The 19,886-nt window shown below is 71.0% G+C and carries 15 protein-coding genes; 9 read left to right on the forward strand and 6 right to left on the reverse strand.

Going from position 1 to position 19,886, the window contains the following annotated elements:
* Positions 1–4 precede the first annotated feature (4 nt).
* Both speB and ACFWYS_RS16290 read left to right on the forward strand, forming a co-directional pair.
* Positions 5–985 (forward strand): agmatinase, encoded by a 981-nt coding sequence (speB, locus tag ACFWYS_RS16285; RefSeq protein ID WP_384768334.1) that lies wholly within the window; start codon positions 5–7, stop codon positions 983–985.
* Entirely contained in the window at positions 982–2,670 is a 1,689-nt protein-coding gene (locus ACFWYS_RS16290; protein ID WP_384768336.1) for a thiamine pyrophosphate-binding protein, read from the forward strand. Before speB ends, ACFWYS_RS16290 begins: the two co-directional genes overlap by 4 nt.
* On the opposite strand, the gene ACFWYS_RS16295 is transcribed toward ACFWYS_RS16290, so the two are convergent.
* From ACFWYS_RS16295 to ACFWYS_RS16305, 3 genes are all read right to left on the reverse strand, one after another.
* Positions 2,660–2,995 carry a hypothetical protein gene (locus ACFWYS_RS16295; RefSeq protein WP_384768339.1) on the reverse strand — a complete coding sequence of 112 codons (336 nt, stop codon included), beginning with the start codon at positions 2,993–2,995 and terminating at the stop codon, positions 2,660–2,662. The genes ACFWYS_RS16290 and ACFWYS_RS16295 overlap by 11 nt on opposite strands.
* Before the next feature lie 112 nt (positions 2,996–3,107).
* On the reverse strand, positions 3,108–3,917 hold the full coding sequence (locus tag ACFWYS_RS16300; RefSeq protein ID WP_384768342.1) for an endonuclease I family protein: 810 nt from the start codon (positions 3,915–3,917) through the stop codon (positions 3,108–3,110).
* A 205-nt stretch (positions 3,918–4,122) separates the two neighbouring features.
* Entirely contained in the window at positions 4,123–6,474 is a 2,352-nt protein-coding gene (locus tag ACFWYS_RS16305; protein WP_384768345.1) for an ArnT family glycosyltransferase, read from the reverse strand.
* Between the two features lie 113 nt (positions 6,475–6,587).
* Here ACFWYS_RS16305 and ACFWYS_RS16310 point away from each other — a divergent pair, with 113 nt between their 5' ends.
* Positions 6,588–7,049, forward strand: coding sequence for a hypothetical protein (locus ACFWYS_RS16310; protein ID WP_384768348.1), 462 nt, complete (start codon positions 6,588–6,590; stop codon positions 7,047–7,049).
* Between the two features lie 7 nt (positions 7,050–7,056).
* On the opposite strand, the gene ACFWYS_RS16315 is transcribed toward ACFWYS_RS16310, so the two are convergent.
* Positions 7,057–7,578 carry a nucleotidyltransferase domain-containing protein gene (locus ACFWYS_RS16315; RefSeq protein ID WP_384768350.1) on the reverse strand — a complete coding sequence of 174 codons (522 nt, stop codon included), beginning with the start codon at positions 7,576–7,578 and terminating at the stop codon, positions 7,057–7,059.
* Between the two features lie 69 nt (positions 7,579–7,647).
* Here ACFWYS_RS16315 and ACFWYS_RS16320 point away from each other — a divergent pair, with 69 nt between their 5' ends.
* The 5 genes from ACFWYS_RS16320 (at position 7,648) to ACFWYS_RS16340 (ending at position 15,555) form a co-directional block, all read left to right on the forward strand.
* Positions 7,648–8,529 (forward strand): serine hydrolase, encoded by an 882-nt coding sequence (locus ACFWYS_RS16320; protein WP_384768353.1) that lies wholly within the window; start codon positions 7,648–7,650, stop codon positions 8,527–8,529.
* Between the two features lie 52 nt (positions 8,530–8,581).
* Entirely contained in the window at positions 8,582–9,643 is a 1,062-nt protein-coding gene (locus ACFWYS_RS16325) for an esterase-like activity of phytase family protein (RefSeq protein WP_384768356.1), read from the forward strand.
* A gap of 92 nt (positions 9,644–9,735) precedes the next feature.
* Positions 9,736–13,476: an ABC transporter ATP-binding protein gene (locus ACFWYS_RS16330; protein ID WP_384768359.1), complete on the forward strand. Its 3,741-nt coding sequence runs from the start codon at positions 9,736–9,738 to the stop codon at positions 13,474–13,476.
* A gap of 102 nt (positions 13,477–13,578) precedes the next feature.
* Positions 13,579–13,974, forward strand: coding sequence for a hypothetical protein (locus ACFWYS_RS16335; protein WP_384768361.1), 396 nt, complete (start codon positions 13,579–13,581; stop codon positions 13,972–13,974).
* A 138-nt stretch (positions 13,975–14,112) separates the two neighbouring features.
* Entirely contained in the window at positions 14,113–15,555 is a 1,443-nt protein-coding gene (locus ACFWYS_RS16340; protein WP_384768364.1) for a S28 family serine protease, read from the forward strand.
* Between the two features lie 9 nt (positions 15,556–15,564).
* Here the strand turns inward: ACFWYS_RS16340 and ACFWYS_RS16345 are convergent, their stop codons facing one another.
* Both ACFWYS_RS16345 and ACFWYS_RS16350 read right to left on the reverse strand, forming a co-directional pair.
* On the reverse strand, positions 15,565–16,212 hold the full coding sequence (locus ACFWYS_RS16345) for a hypothetical protein (protein WP_384768367.1): 648 nt from the start codon (positions 16,210–16,212) through the stop codon (positions 15,565–15,567).
* Between the two features lie 141 nt (positions 16,213–16,353).
* Positions 16,354–18,189 (reverse strand): glycoside hydrolase family 3 protein, encoded by a 1,836-nt coding sequence (locus tag ACFWYS_RS16350; RefSeq protein ID WP_384768370.1) that lies wholly within the window; start codon positions 18,187–18,189, stop codon positions 16,354–16,356.
* A gap of 454 nt (positions 18,190–18,643) precedes the next feature.
* Between ACFWYS_RS16350 and aroA the strand changes: the two genes are divergently transcribed.
* Positions 18,644–19,882 carry a 3-phosphoshikimate 1-carboxyvinyltransferase gene (gene aroA / locus ACFWYS_RS16355; RefSeq protein WP_384768373.1) on the forward strand — a complete coding sequence of 413 codons (1,239 nt, stop codon included), beginning with the start codon at positions 18,644–18,646 and terminating at the stop codon, positions 19,880–19,882.
* The last annotated feature ends 4 nt before the right edge of the window (positions 19,883–19,886 follow it).

The raw sequence follows: 19,886 nt of genomic DNA on the forward strand, positions 1-19,886 counted from the left end.
CCGCATGAGCAGCAACGAGACGCCCCGCGGCCCCGTCGACTCCTCCCGCATCCCGCGGTACGCCGGACCCGCGACCTTCGCCCGGCTCCCGCGCCTCGACGAGGTCGGCCGCGCCGATGTCGCCGTGGTCGGTGTGCCGTTCGACTCGGGCGTCTCGTACCGGCCGGGCGCCCGCTTCGGCGGCAACGCGATCCGTGAGGCGTCCCGGCTGCTGCGCCCGTACAACCCGGCGCAGGACGCGTCCCCCTTCGCGCTGGCGCAGGTCGCGGACGGCGGCGACATCGCGGTGAACCCGTTCAACATCAACGAGGCCGTGGAGACCGTCGAGGCGGCGGCCGACGAGCTGCTCGGCACCGGCGCCCGCCTGATGACCCTCGGCGGCGACCACACCATCGCCCTGCCGCTGCTGCGGTCGGTGGCGAAGAAGCACGGCCCGGTCGCCCTGCTCCACTTCGACGCCCACCTCGACACCTGGGACACGTACTTCGGCGCCGAGTACACCCACGGCACGCCGTTCCGGCGCGCGGTCGAGGAGGGCATCCTCGACACCTCCGCCCTCTCCCACGTCGGCACGCGCGGCCCGCTGTACGGCAAGCAGGACCTCACCGACGACGAGAAGATGGGCTTCGGCATCGTCACGTCCTCGGACGTCTACCGCCGTGGCGCCGACGAGGTCGCCGACCAGCTGCGTCAGCGCATCGGCGACCGCCCGCTCTACATCTCCATCGACATCGACTGCCTGGACCCGGCGCACGCGCCCGGCACGGGTACGCCCGAGGCGGGCGGCATGACGTCGCGGGAGCTGCTGGAGATCCTGCGCGGTCTGGCGTCCTGCAACCTGGTCTCGGCGGACGTCGTCGAGGTGGCGCCCGCGTACGATCACGCCGAGATCACGTCGGTGGCCGCGTCCCACACGGCGTACGAACTGACCACGATCATGTCCCGCCAGATCGCGGCGGCCCGGAAGGACTCGGAAGCGCAGTGACTCACGACCACGACCTGGTACTCCGCCCCACCGCCGCCCAGACGGAGGCCGCGCTGAATCCGCCTCCGGGCCGCAACGGCGGGGACCTGGTCGTGGAGACGCTGGCGGCGCTCGGCACGACGACGGTCTTCGGGCTGCCGGGCCAGCACGCCCTCGGCATGTTCGACGCGCTCCGGCGGTCCGATCTCCGCTACGTCGGGCTGCGGGTGGAGAACAACGCCGGGTTCGCGGCGGACGCGTACGGCCGGATCACGGGCGAGGCGGCCCCGCTGCTGCTGTCGACGGGCCCGGGCGCGCTGACGTCGCTGTCCGCGCTCCAGGAGGCGGCCGCGGCCTCCGCCCCCGTCCTGGCGATCAGCAGCCAGATCCCGACGGCGGGTCTGGGCGGCGGCCGCCACGGCTACCTGCACGAACTCCCCGACCAGGCGGCCTCGTTCCGGGGTGTGGTGAAGTCGGTCCACACGGTCCGCACCCAGTCCCAGATCCCGTCCGCCATCGAGGCGGCCTGGAAGTCGGCGCTGACGGCCCCGCACGGCCCGGTGTGGGTGGAGATCCCGCAGGACGTGCTGCTGGCCGAGACATCGATCCCGGTGGTGACGGGCGGCGACGCGTTCCCGGAGGAACTGCCGCCGCGCCCCGAACTGACCGCGGTGGCGGCCGACCTGCTGTCCAAGGCGGCCCGCCCGGCGATCATCGCGGGCGGGGGAGTGGTACGGGCCGACGCGAGCGGCAAGTTGCGGCAGCTCGCGGAGCTGATCCAGGCCCCGGTGGTCAGCACCCCCGGCGGCAAGGGGGCGTTCCCCTGGCAGCACCCGCTGTCGCTGCAGTCGTGGATCGAGGACCGGTACACCACGGACCTCCTGGAGGACGCGGACGTACTCCTCGTCGTCGGCTCGGGCCTGGGCGAACTGTCCTCCAACTACCACACGTTCAAGCCGCGAGGCCGGGTCATCCAGATCGAGGCCGACCTCGGCAAACTGGAGTCCAACCACCCGGCGCTGGGCATCCACGCGGACGCGCGCCTCGCCCTGCAGGCGCTGCTGGAGACGGTGGACGAGCGCCCGGATCCGTCGGCGCCGGAGCGGGTGCGTGAACTGCTCGCGAAGGTGACGGACCGTATCGCCGGGCAGGAACTCACCCTGGAGCAGGAGACGTTGGCGTCGGTACGGCGTGCCCTGCCCGCCGACTCCCCGTCCTTCTGGGACATGACCATCCTGGCCTACTGGGCCTGGTCGGCCTTCGACGCCAAGGGCCCCAACCTCCTGCACTCCGCCCAGGGCGCAGGAGGCCTCGGCTACGGCTTCCCGGCGGCCCTCGGCGCGGCGGTCGCGGACCCGACCCGCCCGGTACTGGCGGTGTCGGGTGACGGCGGGGCGCTTTACTCGATCGCCGAGTTGGCGACCGCCCGCCAGTACGACCTGAACGTCACCTGGCTCATCGTCGACGACGGCGGCTACGGCATCCTCCGCGAGTACATGACGGACGCCTTCGGCGCGGCGACGGCGACCGAGCTGACCCGGCCGGACTATGTGTCGCTGGCGGAGTCCTTCGGTGTCCCCGGGGTCCGTACGACCCCGGAGACCCTGGAAGCGGATCTGGCGAAGGCGCTTCAGACCCCTGGCCCGTCGGTGGTCGTCCTCCCGGCGGTGCTGCGGATGTTCGCGCCGACGCACCTCACGGTGTGATGCCGGTCGTTGCGATGATGGGCGCTGCGACGGCGGGCGATGAGAGGCCGGGAGATGCGACGCCGGGCGATGCGGCGCGGGGCGATGTGACGCCGGCCTGGTCGCGCGTGTCGTCGTCGTGGTCACGGTCGTAGCAGGCGTCGTTCACCGCGGGGCCGGTCAGCGGTACGGCGAACGGGACGACCGAGAGTGCCTCCCTGCAGAGGTCGCCGGTGGAGTAGCCGGCGATGTTGATACGGCCTCGGTCGCGGCCGTCGGCGTGGGCCGGGGCGGCGAGCACGAGGGCTGCCATGGTGAGCGCGGCGAGCGCGCTGATCTTCTTCATGGCCGGGTCAACGGCAGCGGATCGGCGCAGGTCATTCGGCTGGACAGGTGGTGATCGAACGCGCCAGGGGCCGGGCCGACGGCCGACGGGCCCCTGACGCGGCTCCGGTCGCCTACCAGATCGCCTCGACCCACTCCGGGTGGTCGATGAACGGGTTGCGGTTGTGCTGGTAGGTGTCGTAGATGACCTCGTTGCGGCGCTCCTCGAAGGCGCTCGGCGGGTCCGCCTCGTTCCATGCCTTGAGGACGGAGAGCTTGCCCATGTAGGGGTTGCTGCCGTTGTTGACCTTCTCGTTGGGCTCCAGGTCGGCCCAGCCGTCGTCACCCTCGTAGCGCACGGCCATGTAGAGGATCATGCGGGCCACATCGCCCCGGTCCGCCGCGCGGGGCGCGAAGGAGTCGGAGTCGACGGTGCTGCCGCCGCCGTTGGTGACGGCGCTGCCGCCGTTGTCGAAGTCCAGGTTGCCGCGGATGCTGTTGACCTGAACGTCGCAGGCGCGCAGGTGGTGCAGGTCCGTGCCGGGGCCGATCGCCTCACCGAAGTCGCCGTGGGACTTGGCCCAGGTGTGCTCGCGGTTCCAGTTGCCGGTGCTGCCGCCGTTGAGGGACTTGCTGCGGGAGACGCCGCTGTACAGCAGGAGAACGTTGCTGCTGTTGTTCGGGTCCTGGTCGGTGGCCTTCAGCGCGTTCCAGACCGCCGAGTACGAGATCTTCGTCTGGTCGCTGATGATCGTGTGCAGCGAGTCCTTCAGGGCCGTGCCGGTCTTGCCGATCGCGTCGGCGTAGTACGTGTCGTCGTACTCCGTCGTGGTCGCGGCGGCCGGGGAGGCGGTGAGCGCCGGGGCCGTGAGACCGACCAGGACGGCGGCCGTCGTCAGCGCCACTGACTTCCAGCGGCGGTGGCGTATGTGTGTCGCCAGCATGTGGGGTGTCCCATCTACGCGGGTTGAATGGAGGCGGCAAACGGGAGAGTGACATGGACATGTGGCCGTGTCGAGGGTTTGCACGTGTCCATCGGGTGACGGGAAACGGCAAATCGGGGCATGGGTGAGCTAGTTGACGCCGAAACGGCCCCCGGCTGGTGGGCCGGGGGCCGTTCTTGGGAGTCGGGGTTGGGCTGGGCTGGGGTCAGCTGACGTCGGAGGGGTCCAGGCGGTAGATGGTCGACTGGGTGCTCTGGGAGGAGCTGTCCGAGCTGGAGTCCGAGTTCGTGGTCGAGCCGGAAGTCGAGCTGTAGTCGCTCTCCTTCACCGCCGTCCCGTTCTTCTGCACCCACTCCGTGACCTCGGTGCTGACGCTGCTTCCGCCGCCGGGGCCGCCGCCCATGCCGCCGCCACCGATCTGGATGTAGTGCAGCTCGCCCTTCTTGACCAGCTCCTTGAGCTTGGCGAGCGTCATCGCCTTGTCGCTACCGGACCAGCCCCACATGGAGATCACGGGTTCACCGCTGTTGAGGATCAGCTGCGCCGCGCTCTGCGAACTCGACACCGCCAGCAGCCACTTGGCGCCGTCCTGGTGCTTCTTGAGGTACGCGATGAGCTCGCTGCTCGCGCCGCCCATACCGCCACCGGGGCCGCCGGCCATGCCGCCGCCGCCCATGCCGCCGGGCGGGGTGCCGGTGCCGGTGCCGGTGTCCGTGCCGCCGGGTGCCGTACCGCCGTTGCCGTTCGGCGGCGTGCCGCCCATCTCGCCGGTGCCGCCGGGGGTCTGGCTGTTCCCGTCGGGGGCTTGGCCGTTGCCGTCGCCCGGCATCGTCTGCCCGCCGCTGTTCTGGCCCTGCTGCTGCCCGCCCCCGCCGGGGAAGCCGCCCTGCTCACCGTCCTGGCCCTGCTGCTGCCCGCCGGCCTGGCCGTTCGGCCCGCCTTGCTGCATGCCGCCGGGCATCTCGCCGCCGCCGAAGCCGCCCCTGCCCCCGCCGGGACCGCCGCCTCCGCCGGGCCCGCCCCCGAAGCCGCTCCCCGTCGAGGGCCCGGCCGTCGGGTTCGTGCCGCCGCCCATGCCGCCGCTCGAACCGGACGGCACCGACCAGGCGTACGCCGCCGGACCCGCGACCGCAGCGACGATCGCCGCCGTCACGGAGGCGGCCAGCAGCCGCAGCCGGTTGCCGGACGCGGAGCGGAAGACGAGCAGTCCGACGATGGCCAGCGCCATGACGGCGGCGATCGTCGGCCACAGCCAGGTGTTCCAGCCGGAGGCCCGGCGCAGGAGTACGACGGCCCAGACGGCGGTGACCGCCAGCCCCGCCGGCAGCACCCACGCCCACCGCTTGTCGGCGCGGAACGCGCGCAGCAGCATCACGCCGCCGCCTCCGCACAGGGCCGCGATGCCGGGGGCGAGCGCGGTCGCGTAGTACGGGTGCATCGTGCCCTCGGCCATGGCGAAGGTCAGGTAGTGCAGGGCCGTCCAGCCGCCCCACATCAGCAGCGCGGCACGGGTGAGGTCGGTGCGCGGGGCGCGGCCGCACAGGACGAGGCCGCCGACGCAGGCGATGGCCGCGAAGGGGATCAGCCAGGAGATCTGGCCGCCGAGGATGTCGTTGAAGAGGCGGCCGATCCCGGCGGTCCCGGAGAAACCACCGCCCCCGCCACCGCCTCCTCCGCCGTTGCCCTCGCCGCCGAGGATCCGGCCGAGGCCGTTGTAGCCCATGATCAGGTCCCAGGCCGTGCCGTCGGTCGAACCGCCGATGTACGGGCGTTCGTCGGCGGGCACGAGCGAGACGGCAGCTGCCCACCAGAAGCTGGAGACGACGAGGGCGACGCCCGCGATGAGGAGATTGACGATCCGCTTCACGAGCTTCGGCTTGGCCGCGTACAGGTAGACCGCGAAGACGGCGGGCAGCGCGATGTAGCCCTGGAGCATCTTGGTGTTGAAGGCGAGCCCGAAGCAGACCGCGGAGCCGACCACCGGCAGCAACTTGCCGTTGCGGACGGCCCGCAGGGCGAGCGCCGCGCCGCCGGCCATCAGGAACACCAGCAGCGTGTCCGGGTTGTTGTCCCGGTTGATCGCGACCGTGATCGGGGTCAGGGCCAGCACCAGAGCGGCGACCGTCGCCGCGCCGTGGCCCCACACCCGCTTCACCGAGGCGTGCACGATCCAGATCGTCGCCAGCGCGACCAGGACCATCGGCAGCATCATCTGCCAGGTGCCGTAACCGAAGACACGGCACGACAGCCCCATCACCATCAGGGCGAACGGCGGCTTGTCGACGGTGAGGAAGTTCCCCGCGTCCAGCGAGCCGAAGAACCACGCCTTCCAACTCTGCGTACCGCTCAGCACGGCCGCGCTGTAGAAGCTGTTGAGGCTCGACCCGGACAGATTCCAGGAGTACAGCACCGCCGCCAGGATCAGGATCGCCAGCAGGGCCGGGAGCGACCAGCGCGGTGCCTTGTCCGGGGACGACGCGGGCGGGGCCGGACTCGGCGGGGGCGCGTCGGGGGTGGTCACGGTCGTGTGGGGGTGGGGATCGGTGGCTGATGTCACCCGCGCATCGTGTGCGGCGGGGGTGGGTGCGGGCTGTGCCGTGCCTGGCGGTTTGCTGTGGATTCTCAAAGGGGTCTGCAAAGAGGGTCTGCAAGGGATGGAAACCTGTTGGCATGGACAAGTTCGCATCCCGGCTGGACGGCGCATGGGTGTGGCTCTCTGCCGCCGTCGAGGAATCGCAGGAGGGGCGCTGGGTCCGTGATGCCGTGGAACGGCAGGTGATCGCGGACATCAGGGCTGCCACCCATGCCCTGCACGGCGGTCGACCGGCGCCGTTCACCGAAGACTCGTGGCACGTACGCATCGGGCGAATCGCCAACTGGGCCGGTGTGCTCCGGCTCGCCGCCAGGGCGGGTGGATGGGAACTCCGGCCCGTCGTCGGGCACAGCCCGACACACCCTGCGGGCATGGCTGAGCTGCTGTCAGGGATCTATGCGATCGGCGAGCAGGGTGAGAGATGGATGACGCGGCTCCGAGAGGGCCTGCTGCCACCAGGGGATGAGATCGCCCAGGCCGAGGCCTTCCTGACCGGGCCAGGGTCGGTCGAGGACCTTGAGCTGTTCTTCTACGACTGACAGACGGTCAGGGCCGTGGGTGTCGCGCCGCCGCCCCCCAGAAGTACGTGCCAACCCCGAAAGCCCGCCGCAGCCGAGCCATGTCATGCCGGTCCCGGGACCTCGGCTCGTACCCCTGATGGAAGTAAACCTGCTGCTCGGCGGACAGACACGGGACCGTCGTCCCGCTGATCGTGCCCGTCACGAAGCAGGATGAGGGGTACTTGAAAGGGCGCGACGGCTCGGGTGACGCCTGCACCGCGGAGCCGTCCTCGGCGAAGACCAGTGGATGCAGATCGATCTCCCGCCCGTCCCGGGCCGTGACCACGAACCGGACGGGCCGCCGGTCCAGGGTCTCCGCGAAACCCGCGGCGGACAGGGCCGTCACCACGGCCGTCTCCTGTTCCTGGCGGTGCATCAGGTCCAGGTCGCCGTGGTCGCGGGTCTGCTCCCCGACCAGGGCGTCGATCCCCCGGCCGCCCCCGATCCGGACATCGGCCCGCGCCTCGCGCAGCAGGGACAGGACGGTCAACACGTCGTCAGCGGTCATCACACCCGAGAGCCTCAGAACCTTTCCCCCGCGTACAACCTTTCCATCCGCCTCACGAGTCAAGAGGGCATGAATCACGGGACACCGAGCGAAAAGTCAAGAGGCGTTTCCAGACGGGCGAGAGCGTTCGTCGCGGTGGGGGTCGGTGCGGGCGTGCTGGTGCCCTCCCTCGCGGCCGCCACGCCCGCCGCCGCGGCGACCACACCCACCGTCAGCTGTACGTCGGCCAAGGACGGCCTCGCCGCCAAGCTGAAGAAGGACATCACCGCGGCGCTCGCCAACCGCAAGGGCACCGTCGCGGTCGGCCTGTACGACCGTGCCACGAACACCACCTGCACGCTGCGGCCCGGCACCGCCTTCGACTCCGCCAGCGTCGTCAAGGTCACCGTGCTGGCCACGCTGCTGTGGGACGCGAAGAAGCACGACCGGTATCTCACCGACCGGGAGGTGTCCCTCGCCAAGGCCATGATCACCAAGTCCGACAACGCCGCGACCCGCACGCTCTGGAAGCAGCTCGGCATGACGAAGATCAAGGGCTTCCTCACCGCCGCCGGCATGACCCAGACCAAGCCCGGCTCGGACGGCTACTGGGGCCTGACCCAGATCACCGTCACCGACGAGCAGAAGCTGCTGAAGCTCCTCACGGCCCGCAACTCCGTGCTGAGCGACAACTCCCGCTCCTACATCCTGAAGCTGATGAGCCAGGTCGTCTCCTCGCAGCGCTGGGGCACGCCGTACGGAGCGCCGTCCGGTGTCTCGGTGGCCGTGAAGAACGGCTGGCTGGAGCGGGCCACCCACGGCTGGCGGGTGCACAGCGTCGGCACCTTCAAGGGCGGCGGCCACGACTACATGGTCACGGTGCTCACCCACGGCAACAGCACCATGAACTACGGCATCTCGACCATCCAGGGCGTCGCCAAGGCCATCCACAAGGACCTCGCCGCGAGCTGACGCTTCACGAGCCGGTCTCCCCTGCGTCACCCACCCGTCCTACGGTGCCCCCATGCGCCTGAGAACCGTACTCGCGACCGCCACCGCGGGCCTGGCGGCAGCCACCTGCCTCACCGCCGCCGGCCCGGCGAACGCCCACGCCATCCCGCAGGGCGGGCACGTCAACTCGCCGGACGGCCACGCCTGCTCGCCCACCGTCTCCATCGACCGCTTCTCCGACGCGCTCGACAAGACGACGTACGCCGGCACCTTCGTCGGGAACTTCTCCGGGCTCGCCGTGGACCGGGACGGCTCCCTCGCGGCCGTGTCCGACCGTTCCGCCCTCTTCGGGCTGGACGGCGGGACCCTCGCGCCGAACGCCGTCACCCCGCTCGCCGACGAGAACGGCGCCGCCCTCGACTCCGAGGGACTCGTCGTGGACCGGGACGGCACGCGGCTGATCTCCTCCGAGACCGAGCCTTCCGTTCGCCGTTACTCCCGCGACGGCAGGGTCCTCGACCGGCTCCCCGTGCCGGACGCGCTCAGGGTCGTTCCGGCCGGCCGCGCCGTCTCCAACGGCACCTTCGAGGGGCTGACCCTGCTGCCCGGCGGCCGTACCCTGCTCGCCTCGATGGAGTACGCGCTCAGCGGCGACAGCGCCGGCATCGTCCGCTTCCAGACCTGGCGGCGCGGCAAAGACGACAAGGGCGACCCCTTCGAGCTCGGCCGCCAGTACGCCTACCGCGCCGACACCGGCCTCGGCGTCCCCGAGGTCCAGGCCACCCCCGACGGCCGCCTCCTCGTCCTGGAGCGCGGTTTCACCTCCGGCGTCGGCAACACCGTCCGCCTCTACCTGGCCGACCCGCGCCGGGCGACGGACACCAGCGGCGTCGAGAACCTGACCGGGCAGGACGACGTACGTCTCATCAGGAAGACCCTCCTCGCCGACCTCGTGAACTGCCCGTCACTGGGAGCGACCGCCAAGCAGCCCCAGCCGAACCCGCTGCTCGACAACATCGAGGGCATGGCGATCACGGGGTACTCGAAGGGACGCCTCAAGGTGCTGCTGGTCAGCGACGACAACCAGAACGCCGTACAGACGACCCGGTTCTACTACCTGCGAGTACGTATCTGAGCGCATTGCCCCCGTTTGTTGCGGCGGGATGAAATCCGAGCTCGTCCGCGTTGGTGCCTTCCGGTAGATCAGGCCGAAACGGAGGGCACCGCGTGGCAGCGCAGCAGGGGGAGTCGAAGGGCTGGGCGCGCAGACTGGCCGCGTACGCATGGCGTTATCCGAAGGACGTCGTCCTGGCCTTGGGCTCTTCGCTCGCCGGTATGGCCGTCATGGCGATCGTCCCGCTGATCACCAAGGTGATCATCGACGACGTCATCGGTGATCACAGCCGGGGGATGGCGGTGTGGGCGGGGCTGCTCATAGCCGCAGCCCTCGCCGTGTACGTCCTCACCTACATACGCCGCTACTACGGCGGCCGCCTCGCGCTCGACGTCCAGCACGATCTGCGGACCGAGATGTTCGAGACGATCACCCGGCTGGACGGGCGGCGCCAGGACGAGCTGTCCACCGGGCAGGTCGTCGGACGCGCCACCAGCGACCTCCAGCTGATCCAGGGCCTGCTCTTCATGCTCCCGATGACCATCGGGAACTTCGCCCTCTTCCTGATCTCCCTGGCCGTGATGGCCTGGCTGTCCATCCCGCTCACCCTCGTCGCGCTGGCCGTCGGACCCGCCCTGTGGTGGATCGCCAAGCGCAGCCGGACCAAGCTGCACCCCGCCACCTGGTACGCCCAGGCCCAGGCCGCCGCCGTCGCGGGCGTGGTCGACGGCGCCGTCAGCGGCGTACGCGTGGTGAAGGGCTTCGGGCAGGAGGAGCAGGAGACCGGGAAGCTCAGGGAGGTCGGCCGGCGGCTCTTCGCGGGGCGGCTGCGCACCATCCGGTTCAACTCCAAGTACACCCCGGCGCTCCAGGCCGTCCCCGCCTTCGGGCAGGTCGCGATGCTCGCGCTCGGCGGCTGGCTGGCGGTGCGCGGGCACATCACCCTCGGTACGTTCGTCGCGTTCTCCACCTATCTCGCCCAGCTGGTCGGGCCGGTCCGGATGCTCGCCATGGTGCTCACGGTCGGGCAGCAGGCCCGGGCGGGCACCGAGCGTGTCCTTGAGCTGATCGACACCGAGCCGTCGATCAAGGAGGGCACCAAGACGCTGCCCGCCGACGCCCCCGCGACCGTCGAGTTCGACGACGTGGCCTTCGGCTACGGCGACTCCGCCGACCCGGGCGCCCCCGTCCTGGACGGGCTCAGCTTCGAGATACGCCCCGGCGAGACCCTCGCCGTCGTCGGCTCCTCCGGCTCCGGAAAGTCCACCGTCTCCCTGCTCCTGCCGCGCTTCTACGACGTCACGCGTGGCGCCGTCCTCGTCGGCGGCCACGATGTGCGCGAGCTGACCTTCGACTCGCTGCGGGCCGCGATCGGGCTGGTCCCCGAGGACTCCTTCCTCTTCTCGGACACGGTCCGCAACAACATCGCGTACGGCCGTCCCGACGCGACCGAGGAGGAGATCCGCACCGCCGCACGCGCTGCCCAGGCGGACCGTTTCATCGCCGAGCTGCCCGACGGCTACGACACCAAGGTCGGCGAGCACGGCCTCACCCTCTCCGGCGGCCAGCGTCAGCGCGTCGCGCTCGCCCGCGCGATCCTCACCGACCCCCGCCTCCTCGTCCTGGACGACGCGACGTCGGCGGTGGACGCCCGGGTCGAGCACGAGATCCACGAGGCGCTGAAGCAGGTCATGGAGGGCCGGACGACGCTGCTGATCGCGCACCGGCGCTCCACCCTGAACCTCGCCGACCGCATCGCCGTCCTGGACGCCGGCCGGCTCGCCGACATCGGCACCCACGAGGAACTCCAGCAGCGCTCGGCCCTCTACCGCCGCCTGCTCACCGACCCCGACGAACTCGGCGGCGTCTCGCCCGGCCACGCCCAGCCGGCCTGCCCGCAGGAGGACACCTCCGTACGGGACGAGCTGGAGGCGGAGTTCGACGCCGAGCGCGGGGTGACTCCCCGGCTGTGGACCGGCGACCGCGAGCCCAAGGACCTGGCGCTGTCCGAGTCCCCGGCGACGCCCGAGCTCCTCGCCCAGGTCGACGCGCTGCCCCCGGCGACCGACACCCCCGACATCGACGAGGCGCGCGCGGTGCGCCCCGAGGAGTCGTACGGCCTGAAACGGCTGCTGCGAGGCTTCGGGCTCCCTCTCCTCATCAGCCTCGGCCTGGTCGCGGTGGACGCCGGCATGGGTCTGCTGCTGCCCGTTCTGATCCGGCACGGCATCGACTCCGGTGTCACCCAGGCCGCCCTCGGCGCGGTCTGGGCGGCGTCCCTGCTCGGCGTGGTCGCCGTGGTCGTCCAGTGGGTGGCGCAGGTGGGGGAGACGCGGATGACCGGGCGTACCGGCGAGCGCGTCCTCTACTCCCTGCGCCTGAAGATCTTCGCCCAGCTGCAGCGGCTCGGACTCGACTACTATGAGCGTGAGCTGACCGGCCGGATCATGACCAGGATGACGACGGATGTTGACGCTTTGTCGACATTCCTGCAGACCGGCCTGGTCACCGCCTTCGTCTCGGTCGTCACCTTCTTCGGCATCATGGTCGCCCTGCTGGTGCTCGACCTCCAGCTCGCGCTGGTCGTCTTCGCGACGCTGCCGCCGTTGATCGTCGCCACGTACTACTTCCGCCGGGCGAGCGTGAAGGCGTACGAACTCGCCCGGGAGCGGGTGTCGCTGGTGAACGCCGACCTCCAGGAGTCGGTGTCCGGGCTGCGGATCGTGCAGGCCTTCCGGCGCGAGCGGGACGGCGGCGCACGGTTCGCCGAGCGCAGCGACAGCTATCGCAAGGCCCGTATCCGGGGCCAGTGGCTGATCTCGATCTACTTCCCCTTCGTGCAGTTCCTGTCGTCGGCGGCCGTGGCGGCGGTGCTGATCGTGGGCGGCGGACGGATCGACGCGGCGACGCTGACGACCGGCGCGCTGGTGGCGTACCTGCTCTACATCGACCTGTTCTTCGCCCCGGTCCAGCAGCTCTCCCAGGTCTTCGACGGCTACCAGCAGGCCACCGTCTCCCTCGGCCGCATCCAGGAGCTCCTGCAGGAGCCGACGTCGACCGAGGCGGCCGAGGAACCGCTGGAGGTGCTGTCGCTGCGGGGCGAGATCGCGTTCGAGGACGTGCACTTCAAGTACGGCGGTGCCGATGAGGGGGACGCGGCCCTGTCCGGCATCGACCTGCGCATACCCGCCGGTCAGACGGTCGCCTTCGTCGGCGAGACGGGCGCCGGCAAGTCGACCCTCGTCAAGCTGGTCGCGCGCTTCTACGACCCGACCGGCGGCCGGGTCACCGTCGACGGCACGGACCTGCGCTCCCTGGACATCACGTCGTACCGCCACCGGCTCGGCGTCGTCCCGCAGGAGGCGTACCTCTTCCAGGGCACCGTCCGCGACGCCATCGCCTACGGCCGTCCCGAGGCGACGGACGCCGAGGTCGAGGCTGCGGCCCGGGCGGTGGGCGCCCACGAGATGATCGCGACCCTCGACGGCGGCTACCTGCACGAGGTCGCCGAACGCGGCCGCAACCTCTCCGCCGGGCAGCGCCAGCTGATCGCCCTGGCCCGCGCCGAACTGGTCGACCCCGACGTCCTCCTCCTCGACGAGGCGACCGCCGCCCTCGACCTGGCCACGGAGGCCCAGGTCAACCAGGCGACCGACCGCCTCGCCGGCCGCCGCACCACCCTGGTGGTCGCCCACCGGCTGACCACGGCCGCCCGCGCGGACCGTGTGGTCGTGATGGCCGACGGCCGGGTCGCCGAGGACGGCACGCACGACGAGCTGGTGGCGCGGGGCGGGCGCTATGCGGAGCTGTGGCGCACGTTCGTCGGAGAGCCGGTCGGCGCCGGGCTGGACTGAGGGGGCGGCTGCGGGTCGGGGGACTGCCGTGCAACCACCCGGCATACGTCGTGCGTCCGTACATCAGTACGCTCATTGCCGGTGTACGGGGAGGACAGGACAGTGGACATGGGTGCGATAGGCCGGCGGCTGGTGGTCGGTCTGGCGTTGCTGACCGCGTCCGGAGTGCTCGCGGTCGCGGCGCCGACGGAGGCGCAGGCGCAGACCGCTCCCACGGGGTGTGCGGGGCGCAAGGTCAGGACATATCCGTTCTCCACCGGCACGCTCTACGTGTACAAGAAGCGGGGGCATGTCTGCGCCATCGTCAAGCCCAAGAGCTCGGGGCGGGCGCAGTGGATGATGGTCAGCGTGCAGGCGTACCGCGCCAACAGGGTCGAGGACGAGGGCAAGTACACCAGCTGGGCCGGGCCGGTCACCGTGCATGCCGGGCAGCGCTGTGTCTGGGTCAAGGGCAAGGTCGGGTCGGGGTCCGTGAGCAAGGGCTGGATTCTTTGCTGACCCGCTGATGCCCGCTGATGCCGACTGATTTCGGCCACTGACAGGCCACCTCCGCCGGGTTTTCTTCATCTCCCCTGGTGTGTCAGGGAGTTGCTCCGATAGCTTCCGCACGCACATCTGACTCACCGGGGAGGGTGCATGCGCAAGGCGCTCAGATGGCTGCTGGCGCTCACCGTGCTGATCGGCACGCTGGGTACGGCGGCGACGGCGGGCACGGCAGGAGCGGCCACCGCCGCCCGGCCGCAGGCCACCGCCGACATAAAGGAACGGCTGCTCTCCATACCGGGGATGAGCCTGATCGAGGAGAAGCCGTACACCGGCTACCGCTTCTTCGTCCTCAACTACACCCAGCCGGTCGACCACCGGCACCCGTCCAAGGGAACGTTCCAGCAGCGGATCACCGTGCTGCACAAGGACGTCAGCCGGCCGACGGTCTTCTACACCAGCGGCTACGAGCTCTCCACGACACCGCGCCGCAGCGAGCCGACCCAGATCGTGGACGGCAACCAGATATCCATGGAGTACCGCTTCTTCACGCCGTCCCGGCCCGACCCGGCCGACTGGACCAAGCTGGACATCTGGCAGGCGGCCAGCGACCAGCACCGCATCTTCAAGGCGCTGAAGAAGGTCTACGACAAGAACTGGCTCTCCACGGGCGGCTCGAAGGGCGGCATGACCGCCACCTACTTCGAGCGCTTCTACCCGAGGGACATGGACGGCGTCGTCGCCTACGTCGCCCCCAACGACGTCGTCAACGACGAGGACTCCGCCTACGACCGCTTCTTCGCGACCGTCGGCACCAAGGAGTGCCGCGACCGGCTGAACGCCGTGCAGCGGGAGGCGCTGGTGCGCCGGGAGCCGCTGGAGAAGAAGTACGCCGCGGTCGCCGCCGACAACGGCTACACCTTCCGCACGATCGGCAGCCTGGACCGGGCGTACGAGGCGGTCGTCCTGGACTACGTCTGGGGCTTCTGGCAGTACAACCTGCTGGAGAACTGCGCCGACGACAAGCTGGTCCCGCCGGACGCGAAGAACGCCACCGACGACCAGATCTGGACGTCCATCGACACGGTCTCCGGCTTCTCCTTCTACACCGACCAGGGCCTGGAGCCGTACACCCCGTACTACTACCAGGCGGCCACCCAGCTCGGCGCGCCCACGATCCACTTCCCGCACATCGAGAAGAAGTACCTCCGCTACGGCTACCAGCCCCCGCGGAACTTCGTCCCGAGGGACATCCCGACGACGTTCCAGCCGCGGGCCATGCGTGACGTGGACAGCTGGGTGCGGCACAACGCCCACCAGATGCTCTTCGTCTACGGGCAGAACGACCCGTGGGGCGGCGAGCGGTTCCGCCTCGGCAAGGGCGCCGAGGACTCGTACGTCCTCACCGCCCCCGGCGCCAACCACGGCGCCCGTGTGTCCGGTCTGACCGCCGACGAGAAGAACCTCGCCACGGCCCGCATCCTGCAGTGGGCCGGTGTCCCGGCCGCCGCCGTGGACCGGGCGAAGCCGCTGGCGAAGTACGACGCCAAGCTGGACGTGCGCGGCGTGGACCGGCAGCCGACGCTGCGTCCGTAGCCGCACGTCTCATACGGGCCGCGCGCAACCCACCGGTTTCTCGCCGCCCAGCTGGACGTAAAGGGCCGTCGACAAGGGGCACCCCGCCCGCTTGCCGGCGGCCTTCGTCACCTTGTACTCCGGCTTCTGCTGTCCCTTGCCGTCGCACGACGTCTCACGGACCTGGCCGTCGCCCGAGCTGTACACGCAGTCGCCGACGATCGTGCGGGGGCCGCCCCCGCCGCCCGGGTCGCCGGGGTGGGGCGGGGCCAGGTTGCGCATACAGGCGTAGCCCTGCGGGATCGCGCCGTCACCGTCCTCGTCGGAGGACCGGCTCTGCTCGCTGATGTGCAGCACGAAGTCCGTGGTCCCCGGGCACAGCGGCCCGCCGCTCACGGCCCCGTCGTGCCGCGCCACGACCCGCGCCGCCGCCCGCTCACTGGTGCAGGACACCTCGGTGAAGCTCGTCGTACCGAAGGAACTGCACTCGTCGACGCCGAGGAACACCGCGCCGTAGCCCGCGGGCCGGGTCGGCGTCACCTGCTGCTCGCTCGCGGTCTTGTCGAGCCGCCCGTCCTCTTCCCCGGCCGCCCCCGACGTGCTCTGGCACCCCGTCAGCAAGCCGATGAGCAGCACCAGCAACGCACAGGCCACCCCGACCGCATTTCTCCCACGCATCGCACTCCCCCCGGGTACCCCCGTCAAGCGTGGCCCGCGGCGACGGGCACACGCCAGACGTGTGGGGTCCTTTGCGTCGTTTGGGGGTGAGTGGGGTCGTTATATGGCGTACGAGCGCTACGTCCGAGGTGCCAGGTGGTGTCAGTTCCTCCCGTACGACAGGCCGTGCCCGACCGGGTACAGGACCCGGGTCGGATCGTCCGCACGCTGCACCGGCACGGGCAGTCTCCCGCGCGGCGCCACCCGGCCGGCGATCACCCGGGCCGCCGCGCGCAGCTCGACATCGGTCCACGAGTACGCCGCCAAGTAGGCGGGTGCGCCGGGCAGATGGGCCACGTCGTAGGGGTTGCGGATCGCGACCGCCACCACCGGTTTCCCCGTCGCGAGGAGCTGCTCGACCAGTGTCCGCTGCGCACTGCCCGCGGTGACGTTGTACGTCCCCACCACCACCGCGTCCGCTTCCCGTGCCGCCGCGACGGCCTTGGCGATGGTGGCGGCGGAGGGTGCGGTGCCGGTCGACAGGGGGGTCGCCGTGAAGCCCAGTTCGGTGAGGGCGGCGGCGAGCACGCCGGTCGGCGGTCCGGTGGTGCCGGACGGGGAGGCCGGGTCGGCGCCGACGACCAGGACCCTGGGGTGGGTGCGGCGGGACAGCGGGAGCAGGGCGCCCTCGTTGACCAGCAGGGTCGTGGTGCGCTCGGCGATGCGGTCGGCGGTCGCGAGGTGGGACGGGGTGCCGACGTTGCGGTCGACGCCGCCCTGGCTGACGTACGGCTCCTCGAACAGCCGCAGCTTCGCCTTCAGCCGCAGGATCCGCAGGATCGACTCGTCGAGCCGCGCCTCGGTCAGCTCACCGCTCTGGACGGCCTTGAGGACCGCGTTCCACGCGATGTCGAGGGACGGCGGGTTGAGGAGCTGGTCGACGCCCGCCTTGAGCGCGAGGACCGGGACGCGGTCGTCGCCGTACTTCGTCCGTACGCCCTCCATGCCCAGCGAGTCGGTCACCACGACTCCGTCGTAGCCCAGTTCGCCGCGCAGGATGCCGGTGAGGATGGGGCGGGAGAGGGTGGCCGGGTCGCCGGAGTCGTCCAGGGCCGGGACCATGATGTGCGCGGTCATGATCGAGTCGATGCCGGCCCGGACGGCGGCCCGGAAGGGCGGCGCGTCCAGGCTCTCCCACTGCTCACGGGTGTGGGTGATGACCGGGAAGCCGTAGTGACTGTCGACGGCGGTGTCGCCGTGCCCCGGGAAGTGCTTGGCGGTGGCCGCGATCTGCCGCCCGCGCTGGTATCCGGCCACCTCGGCGGCGACCATGCCGGCCACCGCGGCCGGTTCGGCACCGAAGGAGCGGACGCCGATGACCGGGTTGGCCGGATTGACGTTCACGTCGGCCACGGGGGAGTAGTTCTGCCGGATGCCGAGCGCCTTGAGCTCCCGTCCGGCGATACGGCCGAGGGTGCGTGCGTCGGTGCGCGAGCCGCCCGCGCCGATGGCCATGGCGCCGGGGAAGAGGGTGGCGGGCTCGCCGACGCGGCAGACGATGCCGTGCTCCTGGTCGGTGGAGATGAGCACGGGCAGACCGCGGGGCTGGGTGAGGGAGGCCCGCTGGATGCCGTTGGACAGGTCGGCGATCTGATGCGGGTCGCGGGTGTTGTGCGCCCAGGTGAAGTAGATGATGCCGCCCACCCGGTACTCGGCGACCAGCTCGGCGGCCGTGCGGACGCCGATCTCCTTGAGGTTGGCGTCGATGTCGGCCTGGTCGGGGGCGGTCGCGGAGTGGCCGTAGACCCGCATGACGAAGAGCTGGCCGACCTTCTCCGGCAGGGTCATCCGGGCGATGAGCGCGCGCAGTTTGCGGTCGTCGGGGGTGGCGGCGTGGGCGGCGCCGCCGACGCAGAGGGCGGTGGTCAGACCGGCGGTGGCCGCGAGGACCGTCCGTCTTGCGGGCGTTGCGGTGTTTCCCGTGCTGGTGTCGGGCACGTGCGCTCCTTCCGGAGGTGGTGCTCTGAAGGAAACTTCCGAGAAGTCACCAATAACCGGGAAGTTTCTGCCGGTCAAGGGAGCGGGCCGTAGCCGACAAGGGGCCGCCATCGGCGCAGTTGGAGGGGGGCGCGCCGATGGCGGCATGCTGCCGGCCGCGGCACGGCGGAGAGGGTGGTCAGCGATCGCAGCCAGCAGCGAGGGCCGACACCGCACCACGGTGACTCTCCGGCAGCTTGCGGGTTGGACGAGCGGGGAGGGGGCTGGGTTCCCGGGGATGGCCGGAATCGGCGAAGTTGGTGAGCCGGGGGGTGGTGTGACGGATGGGTAGACGAGCGGGCATGCGAATGGGCAGACGAACGGGCAGACGAGTGGGCCACGGACGAGGGCCGGGTGCGGGTCCATCCCGTGGACGTCCGGGCACCGGAACGGACGGCCGGGCGATCATGAGGCCATGCCCGTAGTCGCCATCCCCGGTTCCAAGTCCATCACCGCCCGCGCCCTCTTCCTGGCGGCCGCGGCCGACGGTGTCACCACCCTCGTACGGCCGCTGCGCTCCGACGACACGGAGGGGTTCGCGGAGGGCCTGACGCGGCTCGGCTACCGCGTGGGCAGGACCCCGGACACCTGGCAGGTCGACGGCCGCCCGCAGGGACCCGCGGTCGCGGAGGCGGACGTCTACTGCCGCGACGGCGCGACCACGGCCCGCTTCCTGCCGACGCTGGCCGCGGCCGGCCACGGCACCTACCGTTTCGACGCCTCGCCCCAGATGCGCCGACGCCCACTGGGGCCGCTGAGCAAGGCCCTGCGCGACCTGGGTGTGGACCTGCGGCACGCGGAGAAGGAGGGCCACCACCCGCTGACGATCGCCGCGGCCGGCGTCGAGGGCGGGGAGGTGACACTGGACGCGGGCCAGTCGTCGCAGTACCTCACGGCACTGCTGCTGCTCGGACCGCTGACCCGCAGGGGCCTGCGCATCACCGTCACCGACCTGGTGTCGGTGCCGTACGTCGAGATCACGATCGCGATGATGCGGGCGTTCGGGGTGGAGGTGAGCAGGGAGGGGAACACCTTTGTGGTCCCGCCTGGCGGCTACCGCGCCGCGACCTACGCCGTGGAACCCGACGCGTCGACGGCCAGTTACTTCTTCGCGGCGGCGGCCGTGACGCCGGGCGGCGAGGTGACGGTCCCGGGCCTGGGCGAGGGCGCGCTCCAAGGCGACCTGGGCTTCGTCGACGTACTGCGGCGGATGGGCGCGCGGGTGACGGTGGGCACGGACGCGACGACGGTTCGCGGCACGGGCGAACTGCACGGCATCACCGTCAACATGCGCGACATCTCCGACACCATGCCGACCCTCGCGGCCATCGCCCCGTTCGCCTCCGGGCCGGTGCGGATCGAGGACGTGGCCAACACCCGGGTGAAGGAGTGCGACCGCCTGGAGGCCTGCGCGGAGAACCTGCGGCGGCTGGGGGCGGAGGTGGCGACGGGCCCGGACTGGATCGAGATCCGGCCCGGTGCGCCCCTCGCGACCGACACGGAGATCAAGTCGTACGGCGACCACCGCATCGTGATGTCCTTCGCGGTGACCGGGCTGCGGGTGCCGGGTATTTCGTTCGACGACCCCGGGTGCGTACGGAAGACTTTCCCTGGTTTCCATGAGGAGTTCGGGGCGCTGCGGGCGCGGTTGTGACGGG

The organism is Streptomyces sp. NPDC059010, assembly GCF_042740355.1.
Lineage (GTDB): Bacteria > Actinomycetota > Actinomycetes > Streptomycetales > Streptomycetaceae > Streptomyces.